15 protein-coding genes are annotated in these 14,053 nt (G+C 69.4%); 11 read left to right on the forward strand and 4 right to left on the reverse strand.

From position 1 onward, the window contains the following. Positions 1-194 precede the first annotated feature (194 nt). The 7 genes from rpsA to D8M34_RS00890 all read left to right on the forward strand — a co-directional run bounded on the left by rpsA (position 195) and on the right by D8M34_RS00890 (position 8,403). Positions 195-1,649 (forward strand): 30S ribosomal protein S1, encoded by a 1,455-nt coding sequence (rpsA, locus tag D8M34_RS00860; protein WP_025105051.1) that lies wholly within the window; start codon positions 195-197, stop codon positions 1,647-1,649. Between the two features lie 144 nt (positions 1,650-1,793). Further along, entirely contained in the window at positions 1,794-2,645 is an 852-nt protein-coding gene (locus D8M34_RS00865) for an ABC transporter ATP-binding protein (protein WP_062766836.1), read from the forward strand. Then, positions 2,642-3,682, forward strand: a complete 1,041-nt coding sequence (locus D8M34_RS00870; protein ID WP_126892926.1) for an aliphatic sulfonate ABC transporter substrate-binding protein — start codon at positions 2,642-2,644, stop codon at positions 3,680-3,682. The genes D8M34_RS00865 and D8M34_RS00870 overlap by 4 nt, the downstream gene beginning before the upstream one ends. Beyond that, positions 3,679-4,536, forward strand: coding sequence for an ABC transporter permease (locus D8M34_RS00875; RefSeq protein WP_062766830.1), 858 nt, complete (start codon positions 3,679-3,681; stop codon positions 4,534-4,536). Before D8M34_RS00870 ends, D8M34_RS00875 begins: the two co-directional genes overlap by 4 nt. Next, complete coding sequence (gene acs / locus D8M34_RS00880; RefSeq protein WP_062766827.1) at positions 4,527-6,533, forward strand: acetate--CoA ligase; 2,007 nt, start codon at positions 4,527-4,529, stop codon at positions 6,531-6,533. The genes D8M34_RS00875 and acs overlap by 10 nt, the downstream gene beginning before the upstream one ends. Beyond that, positions 6,530-7,834 carry an O-acetylhomoserine aminocarboxypropyltransferase/cysteine synthase family protein gene (locus D8M34_RS00885; protein WP_062766824.1) on the forward strand — a complete coding sequence of 435 codons (1,305 nt, stop codon included), beginning with the start codon at positions 6,530-6,532 and terminating at the stop codon, positions 7,832-7,834. Before acs ends, D8M34_RS00885 begins: the two co-directional genes overlap by 4 nt. Continuing rightward, positions 7,831-8,403 carry a CoA-binding protein gene (locus D8M34_RS00890; RefSeq protein WP_082758503.1) on the forward strand — a complete coding sequence of 191 codons (573 nt, stop codon included), beginning with the start codon at positions 7,831-7,833 and terminating at the stop codon, positions 8,401-8,403. Before D8M34_RS00885 ends, D8M34_RS00890 begins: the two co-directional genes overlap by 4 nt. A 26-nt stretch (positions 8,404-8,429) precedes the next feature. On the opposite strand, the gene D8M34_RS00895 is transcribed toward D8M34_RS00890, so the two are convergent. Genes D8M34_RS00895 through D8M34_RS00905 form a run of 3 tightly spaced genes read right to left on the reverse strand, consistent with a single transcriptional unit; the run spans position 8,430 to position 10,066 of the window. Then, the gene (locus D8M34_RS00895) at positions 8,430-8,933 is read right to left on the reverse strand and encodes a hypothetical protein (protein WP_062766821.1); all 504 of its coding nucleotides are present in this window, start codon (positions 8,931-8,933) and stop codon (positions 8,430-8,432) included. Positions 8,934-8,956: 23 nt separating this feature from the next. After that, entirely contained in the window at positions 8,957-9,472 is a 516-nt protein-coding gene (locus D8M34_RS00900; protein WP_231729464.1) for a signal peptidase I, read from the reverse strand. Between the two features lie 36 nt (positions 9,473-9,508). Further along, on the reverse strand, positions 9,509-10,066 hold the full coding sequence (locus D8M34_RS00905) for a hypothetical protein (protein ID WP_062634042.1): 558 nt from the start codon (positions 10,064-10,066) through the stop codon (positions 9,509-9,511). Positions 10,067-10,192: 126 nt separating this feature from the next. Between D8M34_RS00905 and coaE the strand changes: the two genes are divergently transcribed. From coaE to D8M34_RS00920, 3 genes are read left to right on the forward strand one after another with little or no spacing between them, the layout of a single operon-like run. Beyond that, positions 10,193-10,792, forward strand: a complete 600-nt coding sequence (coaE, locus tag D8M34_RS00910) for a dephospho-CoA kinase (protein WP_062766818.1) — start codon at positions 10,193-10,195, stop codon at positions 10,790-10,792. Between the two features lie 57 nt (positions 10,793-10,849). Continuing rightward, positions 10,850-12,922 carry an excinuclease ABC subunit UvrB gene (uvrB, locus tag D8M34_RS00915; RefSeq protein ID WP_025105040.1) on the forward strand — a complete coding sequence of 691 codons (2,073 nt, stop codon included), beginning with the start codon at positions 10,850-10,852 and terminating at the stop codon, positions 12,920-12,922. An 11-nt stretch (positions 12,923-12,933) separates the two neighbouring features. Then, a complete protein-coding gene (locus D8M34_RS00920; protein WP_062766815.1) occupies positions 12,934-13,281 on the forward strand; it encodes a TfoX/Sxy family protein in 348 nt (115 codons plus the stop codon). A 12-nt stretch (positions 13,282-13,293) separates the two neighbouring features. Here D8M34_RS00920 and D8M34_RS00925 read toward each other — a convergent pair whose 3' ends face one another. Further along, on the reverse strand, positions 13,294-13,542 hold the full coding sequence (locus tag D8M34_RS00925; RefSeq protein WP_025105038.1) for a hypothetical protein: 249 nt from the start codon (positions 13,540-13,542) through the stop codon (positions 13,294-13,296). Positions 13,543-13,581: 39 nt separating this feature from the next. Here D8M34_RS00925 and D8M34_RS00930 point away from each other — a divergent pair, with 39 nt between their 5' ends. Beyond that, positions 13,582-14,025 (forward strand): MarR family winged helix-turn-helix transcriptional regulator, encoded by a 444-nt coding sequence (locus D8M34_RS00930; protein ID WP_025105037.1) that lies wholly within the window; start codon positions 13,582-13,584, stop codon positions 14,023-14,025. The last annotated feature ends 28 nt before the right edge of the window (positions 14,026-14,053 follow it).

Raw genomic sequence — 14,053 nt, forward strand, 5'->3', positions numbered from 1 at the left:
TATCCACAGAGAAGCTCGCACGAATCCGCTCTTTCGCGGACGGCAACTTCTGATAGCCTGAACTGTCACTCGTGGCGTGTACACGCATGCCCAGGTGACGAACACACCACAATCCACCTGCTGCGAAGCACATCCCGGCCGTGCGCGGCCATGCTCCGCAGCCCGAGTATCCATTCACAAGGACAACCCACTACATGACTACCGCAACGACCGCCCCGGCCACCAAGCAGGTCGCCATCAACGACATCGGATCTGCTGAGGACTTCCTGGCCGCGGTCGAGAAGACCCTGAAGTTCTTCAACGACGGCGACATCATCGAGGGCACGATCGTCAAGATCGACCGCGATGAGGTCCTGCTCGATGTCGGCTACAAGACCGAGGGTGTCATCCCCTCGCGCGAGCTCTCGATCAAGCACGACGTCGACCCCAACGAGGTCGTCAAGGTCGGCGACGAGGTCGAGGCCCTGGTTCTCCAGAAGGAGGACAAGGAAGGCCGCCTCATCCTCTCCAAGAAGCGCGCGCAGTACGAGCGCGCCTGGGGAGACGTCGAGAAGATCAAGGAGAACGACGGCGTCGTCACCGGTACGGTCATCGAGGTCGTCAAGGGTGGACTCATCGTCGACATCGGCCTCCGTGGCTTCCTCCCGGCCTCGCTCATCGAGCTCCGTCGCGTCCGCGACCTCACGCCGTACCTCGGCCAGGAGATCGAGGCGAAGATCCTCGAGCTCGACAAGAACCGCAACAACGTCGTCCTGAGCCGCCGCGCGCTGCTCGAGCAGACGCAGTCGGAGTCGCGCACCACGTTCCTGAACAACCTGCACAAGGGTCAGGTCCGCAAGGGTGTCGTCTCCTCGATCGTCAACTTCGGTGCGTTCGTGGACCTGGGTGGCGTGGACGGCCTCGTGCACGTCTCCGAGCTGTCCTGGAAGCACATCGAGCACGCCTCCGAGGTCGTCGAGGTGGGCCAGGAGGTCACCGTCGAGATCCTCGAGGTCGACCTCGACCGCGAGCGCGTCTCCCTGTCGCTGAAGGCGACGCAGGAGGACCCGTGGCAGGTCTTCGCCCGCACCCACGCGATCGGTCAGGTCACGCCGGGTAAGGTCACCAAGCTCGTTCCGTTCGGTGCGTTCGTCCGCGTCGCCGACGGCATCGAGGGCCTCGTGCACATCTCCGAGCTCTCCAGCAAGCACGTCGAGCTGGCCGAGCAGGTCGTGTCGGTGGGCGAAGAGGTCTTCGTCAAGGTCATCGACATCGACCTCGAGCGTCGTCGCATCTCGCTGTCGCTGAAGCAGGCCAACGAGTCGGTCGACCCCAACGGCACCGAGTTCGACCCGGCCCTGTACGGCATGCTCGCCGAGTACGACGAGAACGGCGAGTACAAGTACCCGGAGGGCTTCGACGCCGAGACCGGTCAGTGGAAGGAAGGCTTCGACGCCCAGCGCGAGGCATGGGAGCAGGAGTACGCTGCGGCCCAGGCTCGCTGGGAGGCGCACAAGGCTCAGGTCGCGAAGGCGGCCGAGGCCGAGGCTGCGGCCGGCGACGACTTCGGCGGCCAGTCCTTCTCGAGCGAGTCGGCCGGCGCCGGCACGCTCGCCGACGACGAGGCTCTCGCGGCTCTGCGCGAGAAGCTCTCGGGCGGCAACTCCTAAGCACCACTCCGAAAAGGGTCGTCACCCCGCCTCACGGCGGGTGTGGCGGCCCTTTTGGCATGGCCGGAATCCGGCGGAGCAGCTGCGTGACGCAACGTTACGACCGCATTCGTAACATTCCGGAGCCTCCGACAGCATGGGGACATGACCGCCCTCCTGCCCGCTGTGTCGCGCACCGCTGAGGCCCCGACGACGTCGGGCTCCGCACAACCCGTGCGCCTGGACGGCGTCGCGCGGTCGTTCCCGCTCGCTCAGGGGCGACGCGAGGTGCTCCGCGGCATCGACCTGGATATCGCCGCAGGGGAGATCGTCGCCGTCGTCGGTCCGTCCGGGTGTGGGAAGTCGACGCTGCTGCGCCTCATCGGCGGACTGGACACCCCTACGCGCGGGACGATCCGTCTGGACGGCTCCGGTGTCGCCGACGTCGACGAGCGCACGGCGATCGCGTTCCAGGAGCCGCGGCTGCTCCCGTGGCGTACGCTCGCGCAGAACGTCGAGCTCGGTCTTCCCCGGGGCGTCTCCCGCCGCGCCGGACGCGCCCGGGTCCGCGAACTCCTGCAGCTCGTGGGACTCGAGCACGCCGCCGACCAGCGCCCCCGTGAAGTATCCGGAGGCATGGCGCAACGGGCCTCCCTCGCCCGGGCTCTCGCCAGGAACCCCGGAGTCCTGCTGCTCGACGAGCCGTTCGGCGCGCTCGACGCCCTCACGCGCCTCCGCATGCACGACCTGCTCCTGAAGATCCACGCGGCCGAGCCCACCACGGTGCTGCTCGTGACCCACGACGTGGAGGAGGCGCTCTATCTCGCCGACCGCGTGCTGCTGCTGCGCACCGTCGGCGACGCGGACGACACCGCGTCGTCCGTCGCGCGGACGATCCGCGTCCCCGGCATCCGCCCCCGAGATCGCGCCGACCGCGGCCTCGCCGACCTGCGCGCCGAGCTCCTCGAAGGGCTCGGCGTCGACACGCACCACCACACCCCCGAGGAGACCCGATGAGCACCATCACCCGCCGCATCATCCCTGCGATCGCCGTCGCCGGGACGATGATGCTCGTCGCCACCGGCTGCGTCGCCGGGGAGAACGCGTCCGCCGAGGCCGAGTCCACCCCGGCCGGGAACGGCGAGTGGTCGGCGGACACGCTGTCCATCGACTTCGCGACCTACAATCCGCTCAGCCTCGTGATCCGCGACCAGGGCATCCTGGAGGACATCCTCGGCGACGACGTCACCGTCGAATGGGTGCAGTCCGCCGGCTCGAACAAGGCCAACGAGCTCCTCCGCTCGGGTTCGGTCGACGTGGGATCGACGGCGGGCTCGGCCGCGCTGCTCGCCCGCGCGAACGGTTCGCCCATCCAGGTGATCGACATCTTCTCCCAGCCCGAGTGGTCGGCCATCGTCGTCGGGCCCGACAGCGACATCACCTCGGTGGAGGATCTCAAGGGCGCCTCCGTCGCGGCCACCAAGGGCACGGACCCCTACTTCTTCCTTCTCCAGGCCCTGGAGGAGGGCGGGCTGTCGCTGGCCGACGTCGAGGTGCAGAACCTCCAGCACGCCGACGGGCGCGCGGCGCTCGACGGCGGTTCCGTCGACGCATGGGCGGGTCTCGACCCCATCATGGCCGCCGCGGAGCAGGAGTCGGGCGACAAGCTCATCTATCGCAACGTCGACTTCAACACGTACGGCTTCCTCAACGCGACCGAGGACTTCATCGACAACCACCCCGACCTCGCTCAGGCCGTCGTCGACGCCTACGAGGAGGCGCGTGCGTGGGCGCTGGAGAACCCGGAGGAGACCGCCGCCCTGTTGGCAGAGGTCGCCGGTATCGACCTCGAGGTCGCGACCACGGTCATCCAGGAGCGGTCGAACCTCGACGTGGACGGCGTCCCCGGTGACGACCAGCTCGCGGTGCTCGAGAAGATCGCTCCGGTGCTCGTCGAGTCCGGCGACGTCCAGGGTGGGCAGGAATCCGTCGACAAGGCGCTGTCCAGCATCATCAACGACACCTTCGCGACGAAGGCGGGCGCAGACGAGTGACCGGTCTTGAGGATCGGGTGGTCGTCCCGGCGGAATCGCGGGACGCGCTCGAGTTCGCGAAGGGTGCTCCCCGGCGGGGGACAGGAGGATCACGGCGTGGTCTGCCGCCCGTCGTGCGGATCGTCGCGGGTCTCCTGCTCCCGGCCGCGATCCTCATCGCCTGGCAGGTGGTCACGACGGCCGGTCTCATCGAGCCGTACCGCCTCCCGGCGCCGGCGTCGGTCTTCCAGGCCGGGGTGGAACTCGCCGAGTCCGGACAGCTCTGGACCCACATCGCCATCTCCGTCCAGCGGGTGCTGCTCGGGTTCGCGATCGGCTCGGTCGTCGGCCTCGCCGCAGCCGGCATCGTCGGGCTCTCACGCTGGGGTGACGTGCTGCTCAGCCCGACCCTCGCCGCGGTTCGCGCGGTGCCGTCGCTCGCCTGGGTGCCGCTGCTGATCCTGTGGATGCAGATCGGCGAGGAGTCCAAGGTGACCCTCATCGCGATCGGTGCGTTCTTCCCGGTCTACACGACCGTCGCCTCCGCGCTCCGGCACGTGGACCCGCAGCTCGTCGAGGCGGGACGCTCCTTCAGCCTGCACGGATGGTCGCTGTTCCGCACCGTGCAGCTCCCGGCCGTCGTGCCGTCCGTCGTCGCGGGCCTGCGCCTCGCGCTCGCCCAGGCGTGGCTGTTCCTGGTCGCCGCCGAGCTGATCGCCTCGTCCATGGGGCTCGGTTTCCTCTTGACCGACTCCCAGAGCACGGGGCGCGTCGACCGCATCCTGCTCTCGATCGTGCTGCTCGCGCTGCTCGGCACGATCACCAACGGCGTGCTCGCGCTGCTGGAGAAGTACCTGCTGCGGCGATGGACGTGACGACGACCGAGGCTCGGCTGCAGGAGGAACGGGTCTATCCTCCGTCGCCCGCGTTCCTCGACGCCAACGTGACCGCGGACGCCTACGAGCGCGCGGCCGCTGATCCTCTGGCCTTCTGGGAGGACGCGGCGCGCCGACTGGACTGGGCCGAGCCGTGGACGGCCGTGCACGAGTGGGAGCCGCCCGTCGACGGTGCCGTCCCCGCGGCGCGGTGGTTCCTCGGCGGACGGCTGAACGTCGCGGTGAACTGCGTGGACCGTCATGTCGACGCCGGACGCGGAGACAAGGTCGCGCTGCATTTCGAAGGGGAGCCCGGCGACCGGATCTCGGTGACCTACGCCGACCTGCAGCGTCGTGTGGCTCAGGCGGCGCACGCGCTGGAAGACCTCGGGATCCGACCGGGGGACCGCGTGGTGATCTACCTCCCTGTGCTCGTGGAGACCGTGGTCATCACGCTCGCGTGCGCGCGGATCGGAGCCGTCCACTCGCTCGTGTTCGGAGGGTTCTCCGCGGAGGCCGTGCGGTTCCGGCTCGAGGACACCGGGGCGAAGCTGCTCGTCACCAGCGACGGCCAGTTCCGGCGGGGGACGGCGACCGAGGTCAAGTCCGCCGCCGATGCCGCCGCTGCGGGACTGCCGGACCTCGAACACGTCCTCGTGCTCCGTCGCACCGGACAGAGCGTCCCGTGGACCGAAGGCCGGGACGTGTGGTGGCACGATGTCGTCGACACGGCTCCCACCGCGCATCGGGCGGAGGCCTTCGACGCCGAGCACCCGCTCTTCATCATCTACACCTCCGGCACGACCGGGAAGCCCAAGGGCCTCGTGCACACCTCCGGTGGCTACCTGACCCACGCGAGCTGGGCGCACTGGGCGCACTTCGACGCCAAACCCGACGACGTCCATTGGTGCACGGCCGACCTCGCCTGGGTCACGGCCCACACCTACGAGATCTACGGGCCGCTGTCGAACGGGCTCACCCAGGTCATCTACGAGGGCACGCCGGACACTCCGCGCCGCGAGCGGCACCTGGAGATCATCGAGCGCTACGGCGTCACGGTCTACTACACGGCCCCGACGCTCATCCGGACGTTCATGACCTGGTTCGGCGACGAGCTGCCGAGCGGTCACGACCTGTCGACCCTGCGACTGCTCGGCACGGTGGGCGAGGCGATCAATCCGGAGGCCTGGGTGTGGTTCCGCCGGAACTTCGGGCGGGAGGAGCTCCCCGTCATCGACACGTGGTGGCAGTCGGAGACCGGCGCCGCGATGATCGCCCCCCTGCCCGGCATCACGCCGCTGAAGCCCGGCTCTGCGTCGGTCCCGCTTCCGGGCATCGACGTCGCGGTGGTCGACGAGAACGGGGACGAGGTGGCGCCGGGCCGATCCGGGACGCTGGTCGTCCGGCGCCCGTGGCCGGGGATCGCGCGGACCGTCTGGGGGAACCCGGAGCGCTACCGCGACGCGTACTGGTCCGCGTACGCCGGCGTGGGCGCGCACGGCGGCTACTACGTCGCCGGAGACGGGGCGGCCCGGGACGCCGACGGGTTCATCTGGATCCTGGGCCGGCTCGACGACGTCGTGAACGTGTCCGGTCATCGCCTCTCGACGATCGAGATCGAGTCGGCGCTCGTGGCGCACGAGACGGTCGGCGAAGCCGGGTCCGCCGGCGTGGCGGATCCTGTCACCGGGCAGGCGGTCGTGGCGTTCGTCACCCCGTCCGGCCGGGCGGAGATCGACGCGCACGCGCTGCGCGCTGAGGTCGCCCGCGCGATCGGTCCGGTCGCGAAGCCGAAGCACGTCGTCGTCGTGCCGGACCTGCCCAAGACACGCTCGGGGAAGATCATGCGCCGCCTGCTCGCGCAGCTCTGGGATGCCGAACAGGATCGGCGCGCGGGACGCACTCCGCAGGCCCTCGGCGACACGACGTCATTGCAGAACCCCTGGGCCGTCGATGACATCGCCGGCGCTCTCGCCGCAGAATCGAGGACATCATGACCGAGGACCACCGCTTCGGGTTCCGCACCCGCGCTCTGCACGCCGGCGGCACACCGGACGCCGCCACCGGAGCGCGGGCGGTGCCGATCTACCAGACGACGTCGTTCGTCTTCGACGATGCGGCCGACGCCGGGAACCTCTTCGCGCTGCAGAAGTACGGCAACATCTACTCGCGCATCGGCAACCCCACCGTCGCCGCCCTGGAGGAGCGGCTGGCCTCGCTGGAAGGCGGTATCGGGGCCGTGGCGACCGCCTCCGGGATGAGCGCCGAGTTCATCACGTTCGCCGCCCTCGTGGGCGCGGGCGATCATGTCGTCGCCGCCGCGCAGCTCTACGGCGGCACGGTGACGCAGCTCGACGTCACCCTGCGACGGTTCGGCGTGGAGACGACGTTCGTCAGCTCCTCCGACCCGGCCGACTTCGCCGCGGCCATCCGTCCGGAGACCAAGGTCGTCTACGTCGAGATGATCGGGAACCCGTCGGGCGAGATCGCCGACATCGCGGGTCTCGCCGCCGTCGCGCATGAGGCGGGGGTGCCGCTCGTCGTCGACGCCACGCTGGCCACCCCGTACCTCGCGCGCCCGCTGGAACACGGGGCGGACATCGTCATCCACTCGGTCACGAAGTTCCTCGGCGGCCACGGCACGACCCTCGGCGGCGTGGTCATCGAGAAGGGCACCTTCGACTGGGGGAACGGCAAGTTCCCGCAGATGACCGAACCGGTGGCCTCCTACGGCGGGATCTCCTGGTGGGGGAACTTCGGCGAGTACGGATTCCTCACCAAGCTGCGCTCCGAGCAGCTGCGCGACATCGGGCCGGCGCTGAGCCCGCAGTCGGCCTTCGCGCTCCTGCAGGGCGTCGAGACGCTGCCGCAGCGCATCGACGCCCACATCGCCAACGCCCGGGTCGTCGCCGAGTGGCTGGCCGCCGACCCCCGCGTGTCCTACGTCACCTGGGCGGGGCTGGAAGGTCATCCGCATCACGAGCGTGCCGCGCGGTACCTGCCGCTGGGACCGGGATCCGTGTTCGCGTTCGGGGTCGCCGCCGAGGACGGCCGCGCCGCGGGGGAGGCGTTCATCGAGAACCTGCAGCTCGCGTCCCACCTCGCCAACATCGGCGACGCCCGCACCCTGGTGATCCACCCGGCCTCCACCACGCACCGCCAGCTCACCGAGGAGCAGCTCGTCGCCGCGGGCGTGCGTCCCGACCTGATCCGCATCTCCGTCGGCCTGGAGGACGCAGAGGACATCATCTGGGACCTCGACCAGGCCCTCACCCTCGCGACGGGAGCCCACCGATGAGCACGACCTCCGCCGGCGACGCCTGCGCCATCCCGCCGACCACGGATGCCGCCAGCTGCGCGCTTCCCGCTGCCGTGGAGCCGGGCCGCACCTGGACCGGGCCCTCGCAGCCGCAGCGGTTCGGACTGCTGCGGCGGGCGCGATCGATCGCCATCGTCGGTGCCTCCGGGAATCCGTCACGGGCCTCGTACTTCGTCGCGACCTACCTGCTGTCCAGCACGGCCTACGACGTCTATCTCGTGAACCCGAGGGAGACCGAGATCCTCGGCCAGCCGGTCTACCCGTCGTTGAGTGCCCTGCCCGTGCAGCCCGACATCGTGGACGTGTTCCGTCGTCACGACGACCTCCCGGGGGTCGCGCAGGAGGCGATCGACAGCGGCGCGAAGACCCTGTGGCTCCAGCTCGGCTCCTGGAACGAGGAAGCCGCCGCGATCGCGGAGGCGGCGGGGCTCTCGGTGGTCATGGACCGCTGCATCAAGATCGAGCACGCCCGCTTCCACGGCGGCCTGCATCTCGCCGGCTTCGACACCGGGGTGATCAGCTCCCGACGGCAGCTGCTCGCGCGCTGAGGGGAGCCGCGCCGTGCCCAGGAGGCTCAGGTGCAGATCGTGTTCGCCGTGGTGCGCTGCAGCGTCACGGCAACCTGAAGGTCGGTGAGGTGCCAGTCGAGGCTGCGGCCGGTGAGCCGGGGCAACGAGGAGCACGTCCACGCGGGGTCCGGCGTGACGTGGCTGCCCGGGAGCACCCCCGCAGCGGTCCACGAGGTCCACGTCCGGGGAAGGCCCGTCGCCTTCTTCAGATCCACGTCGACGTCGACGTGGTGCGACCCGCCCGGGGCGTTCGTGCTGATGTAGAAGTGGCCGGAGGTGTCGCTGATCTCCTCGTAGCGGATCGCCGTGATCGCGCAGCTGGTGGGAGCTGCCGACTGGCTGCTGTAGGCCTTGCACGTGTTCCCCGCGAACGGCGACAACCATGCCGAGGCGGACGTCACCGTCGCCGTGACCACGGTCCGATCCGTCCACGCCGCGGTAGTGGTCGAGACGCTTCCCTGGGCGACGGCCAGGAAGACGAACGCCATCGCGACCGCGAAGCCGGCCATCGGGGACACCCGTCGTGCCGGCATCACGTGGTCAGCGGCTTCCGCGCCGGTCGCTCCCCAGGGCTCATCATGCTCAGGCCGAGCAGCCCCAGGAGTCCGAGGAGCAGCGGGACGGCGACGGCGGGCGTGGTCATCCGCATGATGGCGGTCCCCCAACCGGGAAGCTGCACCGCCGGCTTCCAGACATCGCCGGTGACCGGATAGTCGAGAGCGTCGGAGAACTCGTTGTTGTCGCCCTTCATGGTGATCGTGCGCGCGCCGTCGGCGGCTTCGATGGCGGTGATGCGATGGGTCACCAGGGAGTCGGTCAGCGCGCTCCGAAGGCTGACGACGTCGCCCACCTCCAGAGAGTCGGCGGGGACCTTCGTGGCGATGAGGAGATCGCCCGTCATGATCCCGGGCTCCATCGAGCCCGAGATCACGACGAGCGGCTGGATGAGCCCGATCGCCGTGGCGCCCCAGACGACGCCGCAGCCCACGCCCGTGGCAGCCAGCGCCCAGAGCACGGGCAGGGCGAGCCGGCGGAGGATCTGCACCACGGTTCGTCTCTTCGTTCTCTGCTGCGGGGCGAGGGGTCAGTTGGTGGCGGTGGCGGAGACCGTGACGAGGATCGTGCCGGTCTTGCCCTGGTTGCTCGTCGGCCAGTCGGCCGGGGTGGTGACGACGAGGTCGAACTCATCGGTCGCCGTGGAGCCGGAGGAGGTCAGCGACGCCGCGAGCCCGGTGATCGTCGCCGTCGGCTTGACCGTGAAGTCCGTCGCCGTGTTGCCGGGGGCGTACTCGACGGTCGAGGTGAGTGCGGCGTTGACGGAGCTGGCGTTCTTCACCCAGAGCTTGATCGTGCGGGTCTCGCCCGGGAGCAGGTTGGCCAGCTTCTCCGCGGGCACGACGAGCTCGATGCTGTTCTTCGCGGCCGACTCCTTCCAGGTGGTCCCGTCGGTGGAACCCTGGAGGTTGAAGGTGGCTCCTGCGGCCGGGGCGCTGAAGAAGGTGTTGTCGGTCCACGCGGCGCTCGTGAGCGCGGCACCGATCCCTCCGGTCGCGAGCACGGCCAGCGCGAACGCCATGATCGGGCGCCGCCGGGAGCGTCGCTCGGTGCGGTCAGGGCGTGCGGGGGCATCCGTGTTCGTCATGGCTTCGACGTTACGCAGCGCACCTCAGGGGACCGTCAAGTCTTCCTCAAGAGGGACCGAAGCTTTCCCGATTGTTCCGCGGCAGCGTCGTGCGCCGCCCTCGGACAGGCGTGGCAGGATGGTCGGATGCCGCTCATCGCTCTCACCGGAGGCATTGCGTCGGGAAAGTCCACCATCGCGAACCGGCTCGCCGAACTCGGCGCGGTGGTCGTCGACGCGGATCGGATCGTGCGCGAGGTGCAGGCGCCCGGATCCGAGGTGCTCGGCGCGATCGCGCGGACGTTCGGTGACGAGGTCATCGCCGAAGACGGGTCGCTCGACCGAGCCGCTCTCGGTGCGACCGTGTTCGCCGATCCGGGCCGTCTCGCACAGCTGAACGCCATCGTGCACCCGGCCGTACGGGCCGAGTCCCAGCGTCGTTTCGACGCCGCCTTCCAGGCTGATCCGGATGCCGTCGTCGTGTACGACGTGCCGCTTCTCGTGGAGGCTCGTGTCGACGACCCCTGGGATGCGATCGTCGTCGCCCATGCCCCGGAGGAGGTTCGCCTCGAGAGGCTCGTGCACCTGCGCGGGATGACGCCCGACGAGGCCCGCGGACGGATCGCCGCCCAGGTTCCGGACGACCGGCGGCTCGCGATCGCCGACGTCGTGATCGACACCGCAGGATCGATCGCGGACACGCTGGCCCAGACGGACGCGCTCTGGAACCGGCTCCGCGCGAGCTGAAGCGGTGTCGCCGCCGGACGCGGCCCCGATGTCGGAGGGGCGGCATACGCTTGATGTATGCAGCCCACCCGCAGTGTCCGCCCCTTCGAGGTCATCAGCGAGTACGCCCCTGCCGGTGACCAGCCGCAGGCCATCGCCGAGCTGGCCTCCCGTATCAACGCGGGCGAGACCGACATCGTGCTGCTCGGCGCCACCGGAACGGGCAAGTCGGCGACCACGGCCTGGCTCGTCGAGCAGGTGCAGCGTCCCACGCTCGTGCTCGCGCACAACAAGACCCTCGCGGCACAGCTCGCCAACGAGTTCCGCGAGCTCATGCCGAACAACGCCGTCGAGTACTTCGTCTCGTACTACGACTACTACCAGCCCGAGGCCTACGTCCCGCAGACGGACACCTTCATCGAGAAGGACTCCTCGATCAACGCGGAGGTCGAGCGGCTCCGCCACTCGACGACGAACTCCCTGCTGAGCCGGCGTGACGTGGTCGTGGTGTCGACCGTCTCCTGCATCTACGGCCTGGGTGCTCCGGAGGAGTACCTGCGCGCCATGGTCGCGCTGCAGGTGGGGGAGCGGTACGACCGCGACGCCCTGATCCGTCAGTTCATCGCGATGCAGTACAACCGCAACGACGTCGACTTCTCGCGGGGAAACTTCCGCGTGCGCGGCGACACGATCGAGATCATCCCGGTGTACGAGGAGCACGCCATCCGCATCGAGCTGTTCGGCGACGAGATCGAGGCGCTCTACTCGCTGCACCCGCTCACGGGCGAGGTCATCGAGAAGCTGGACGCCGTGCCGATCTTCCCCGCCTCGCACTACGTCGCGGGCACCGACGTCATCCAGCGCTCCATCGGCACCATCGAGCACGAGCTGGAGGAGCGGCTGAAGGAGTTCGAGCGTCAGGGCAAGCTCCTCGAGGCGCAGCGCCTCCGGATGCGCACGACCTTCGACCTGGAGATGCTCCAGCAGCTCGGATTCTGCTCCGGCATCGAGAACTACTCGCGTCACATGGACGGACGCATGCCCGGCGAGCCCCCGCACACGCTCCTCGACTTCTTCCCGGACGACTTCCTGCTCGTCATCGACGAGTCCCACGTCACGGTGCCGCAGATCGGCGCGATGTACGAAGGCGACGCGTCCCGCAAGCGCACCCTCGTCGACCACGGATTCCGGCTGCCGAGCGCGATGGACAACCGACCGCTGCGCTGGGACGAGTTCAAGAACCGCGTGGGGCAGACCGTCTACCTGTCCGCCACCCCCGGCAAGTACGAGATGGGCATCGCCGACGGCGTGGTGGAGCAGATCATCCGCCCGACCGGCCTCGTCGACCCGGAGATCATCGTCAAGCCCTCGAAGGGGCAGATCGACGATCTCCTCGAAGAGATCCGGCTTCGCGTGGAGCGGGACGAGCGCGTGCTCGTCACGACGCTCACGAAGAAGATGGCGGAGGAGCTGACGGACTTCCTCGGCGAGCACGGCGTCCGGGTGCGCTACCTGCACTCCGACGTCGACACCCTGCGCCGCGTCGAGCTCCTCAGCGAACTGCGCGCCGGTGTGTACGACGTCCTGGTCGGTATCAACCTGCTGCGCGAGGGACTCGACCTCCCGGAGGTGTCGCTCGTCGCGATCCTCGACGCGGACAAGGAGGGCTTCCTCCGCTCCGGGACCTCACTCATCCAGACGATCGGCCGCGCGGCGCGCAACGTCTCGGGTGAAGTCCACATGTACGCGGACAACATGACGGACTCCATGGCCAAGGCCATCGAGGAGACCGACCGTCGGCGTGAGAAGCAGATCGCGTACAACAAGGAGCACGGCATCGATCCGCAGCCGCTGCGCAAGCGCATCGCCGACATCACAGAGGTGCTGGCGCGCGAGGGTCAGGATACGGCGGAGCTGATGTCCGGCCGGGGCCGCGCGTCGGGCAAGGGCAAGTCGCCGACACCGAACCTGCGGCGCACCGGGATCGCGGCCGAGGGCGCTCAGCAGCTGGAGGCCACGATCCAGGACCTCACCGATCAGATGCTCGCGGCAGCCGCGGAGCTGAAGTTCGAGCTCGCCGGGCGCCTGCGCGACGAAGTGCAGGATCTGAAGAAGGAGCTCCGGTCGATGGAGCGGGCCGGGCACGCGTAGACGGAGCCGAGATGGATGCCGCAGGAGAGGAACTCGCAGACCGCGTCCGCGCACTGCTCGGGGCCGACCCTTCCATCGAGGAGCGCCGGATGTTCGGGACCAGGGCATTCCTCGACGAGGGGCGCATCCTCGTGGGTGCCCGGAAGGACGGGACGCTTCTCGTCCGCGTGGATGAGGAGAACGGGGCTGTCGCCGTGACGCTGCCCGGGGCCGCGCGTGCCGTGATGGGAGCCCGCACCATGGGGTCCGGCTGGATCGATGTCGCAGCCTCGGCGATCGCCGACGACGCCGCGCTCATGACGTGGATCGACATGGCCCGAGAATCGGTCGGCGCCACGCTCGCCGATGACGATGACTGACGCCGAGAGAGCTTACGGGCAGTGCACCAGGGTCTTCGGGCCCGAGCGATCGATCTCGTGCTCGGTCATCGGCGCGCCGCACAGCGGACAGGCCCGTTCGGCGCGCTCCGCGGCGCTGGGCGGCGGCGTCTTCTCGTACGGCCCGACCGAGGCCGGACCGGCGAGACGCACGAGGTTGGTGTTCACCCAGGCGTAAAGGCCCCCCGCCTCGCGGATGCGGGTGCGAAGAGGGGGGCGGCTGGAGTCGCGTGACATGTTCATTAGTGTACTAATGATTCGTGCAGATGTATAGTCGGGACCGTGACTGACACCGACGATCTGCTCCGGCTCGAGAATCAGCTCTGCTTCGCCGTGGTCACGGCGGCGCGGAACGTCGTGGCGATCTACCGGCCGATCCTCGAGCCGCTCGGGTTGACGCACCCGCAGTACCTGGTGATGCTCGCCCTGTGGGAGCGGTCGCCGCGGACCCTGAACGACCTCGCCGCCGACCTCGCGCTGGAGCCCGCGACCGCGTCGCCCCTCGTCAAGAGGCTCGAGGCCGACGGCCTGGTGACGCGCCAGCGCAGCAGTGAAGACGAGCGCCGACTGGAGATCACGCTCACCGATGCCGGAGCGGCTCTGCGTGCGAGGGCCGTGGATGTGCCGCGGCAGGTGATGGCCGCCGTGGGGATGGGCATCGGCGAGATCGCCGCTCTCCGTGACGGGCTCGGGGCCTTCGCGGGGCGGCGCCCCGATCAGAGCTGACCCGTTCCGCGGCACCCCGGTGCGGAAC

It is taken from the genome of Microbacterium sp. HSID17254 (genome assembly GCF_003989315.1).
Classification (GTDB): Bacteria; Actinomycetota; Actinomycetes; order Actinomycetales; family Microbacteriaceae; genus Microbacterium.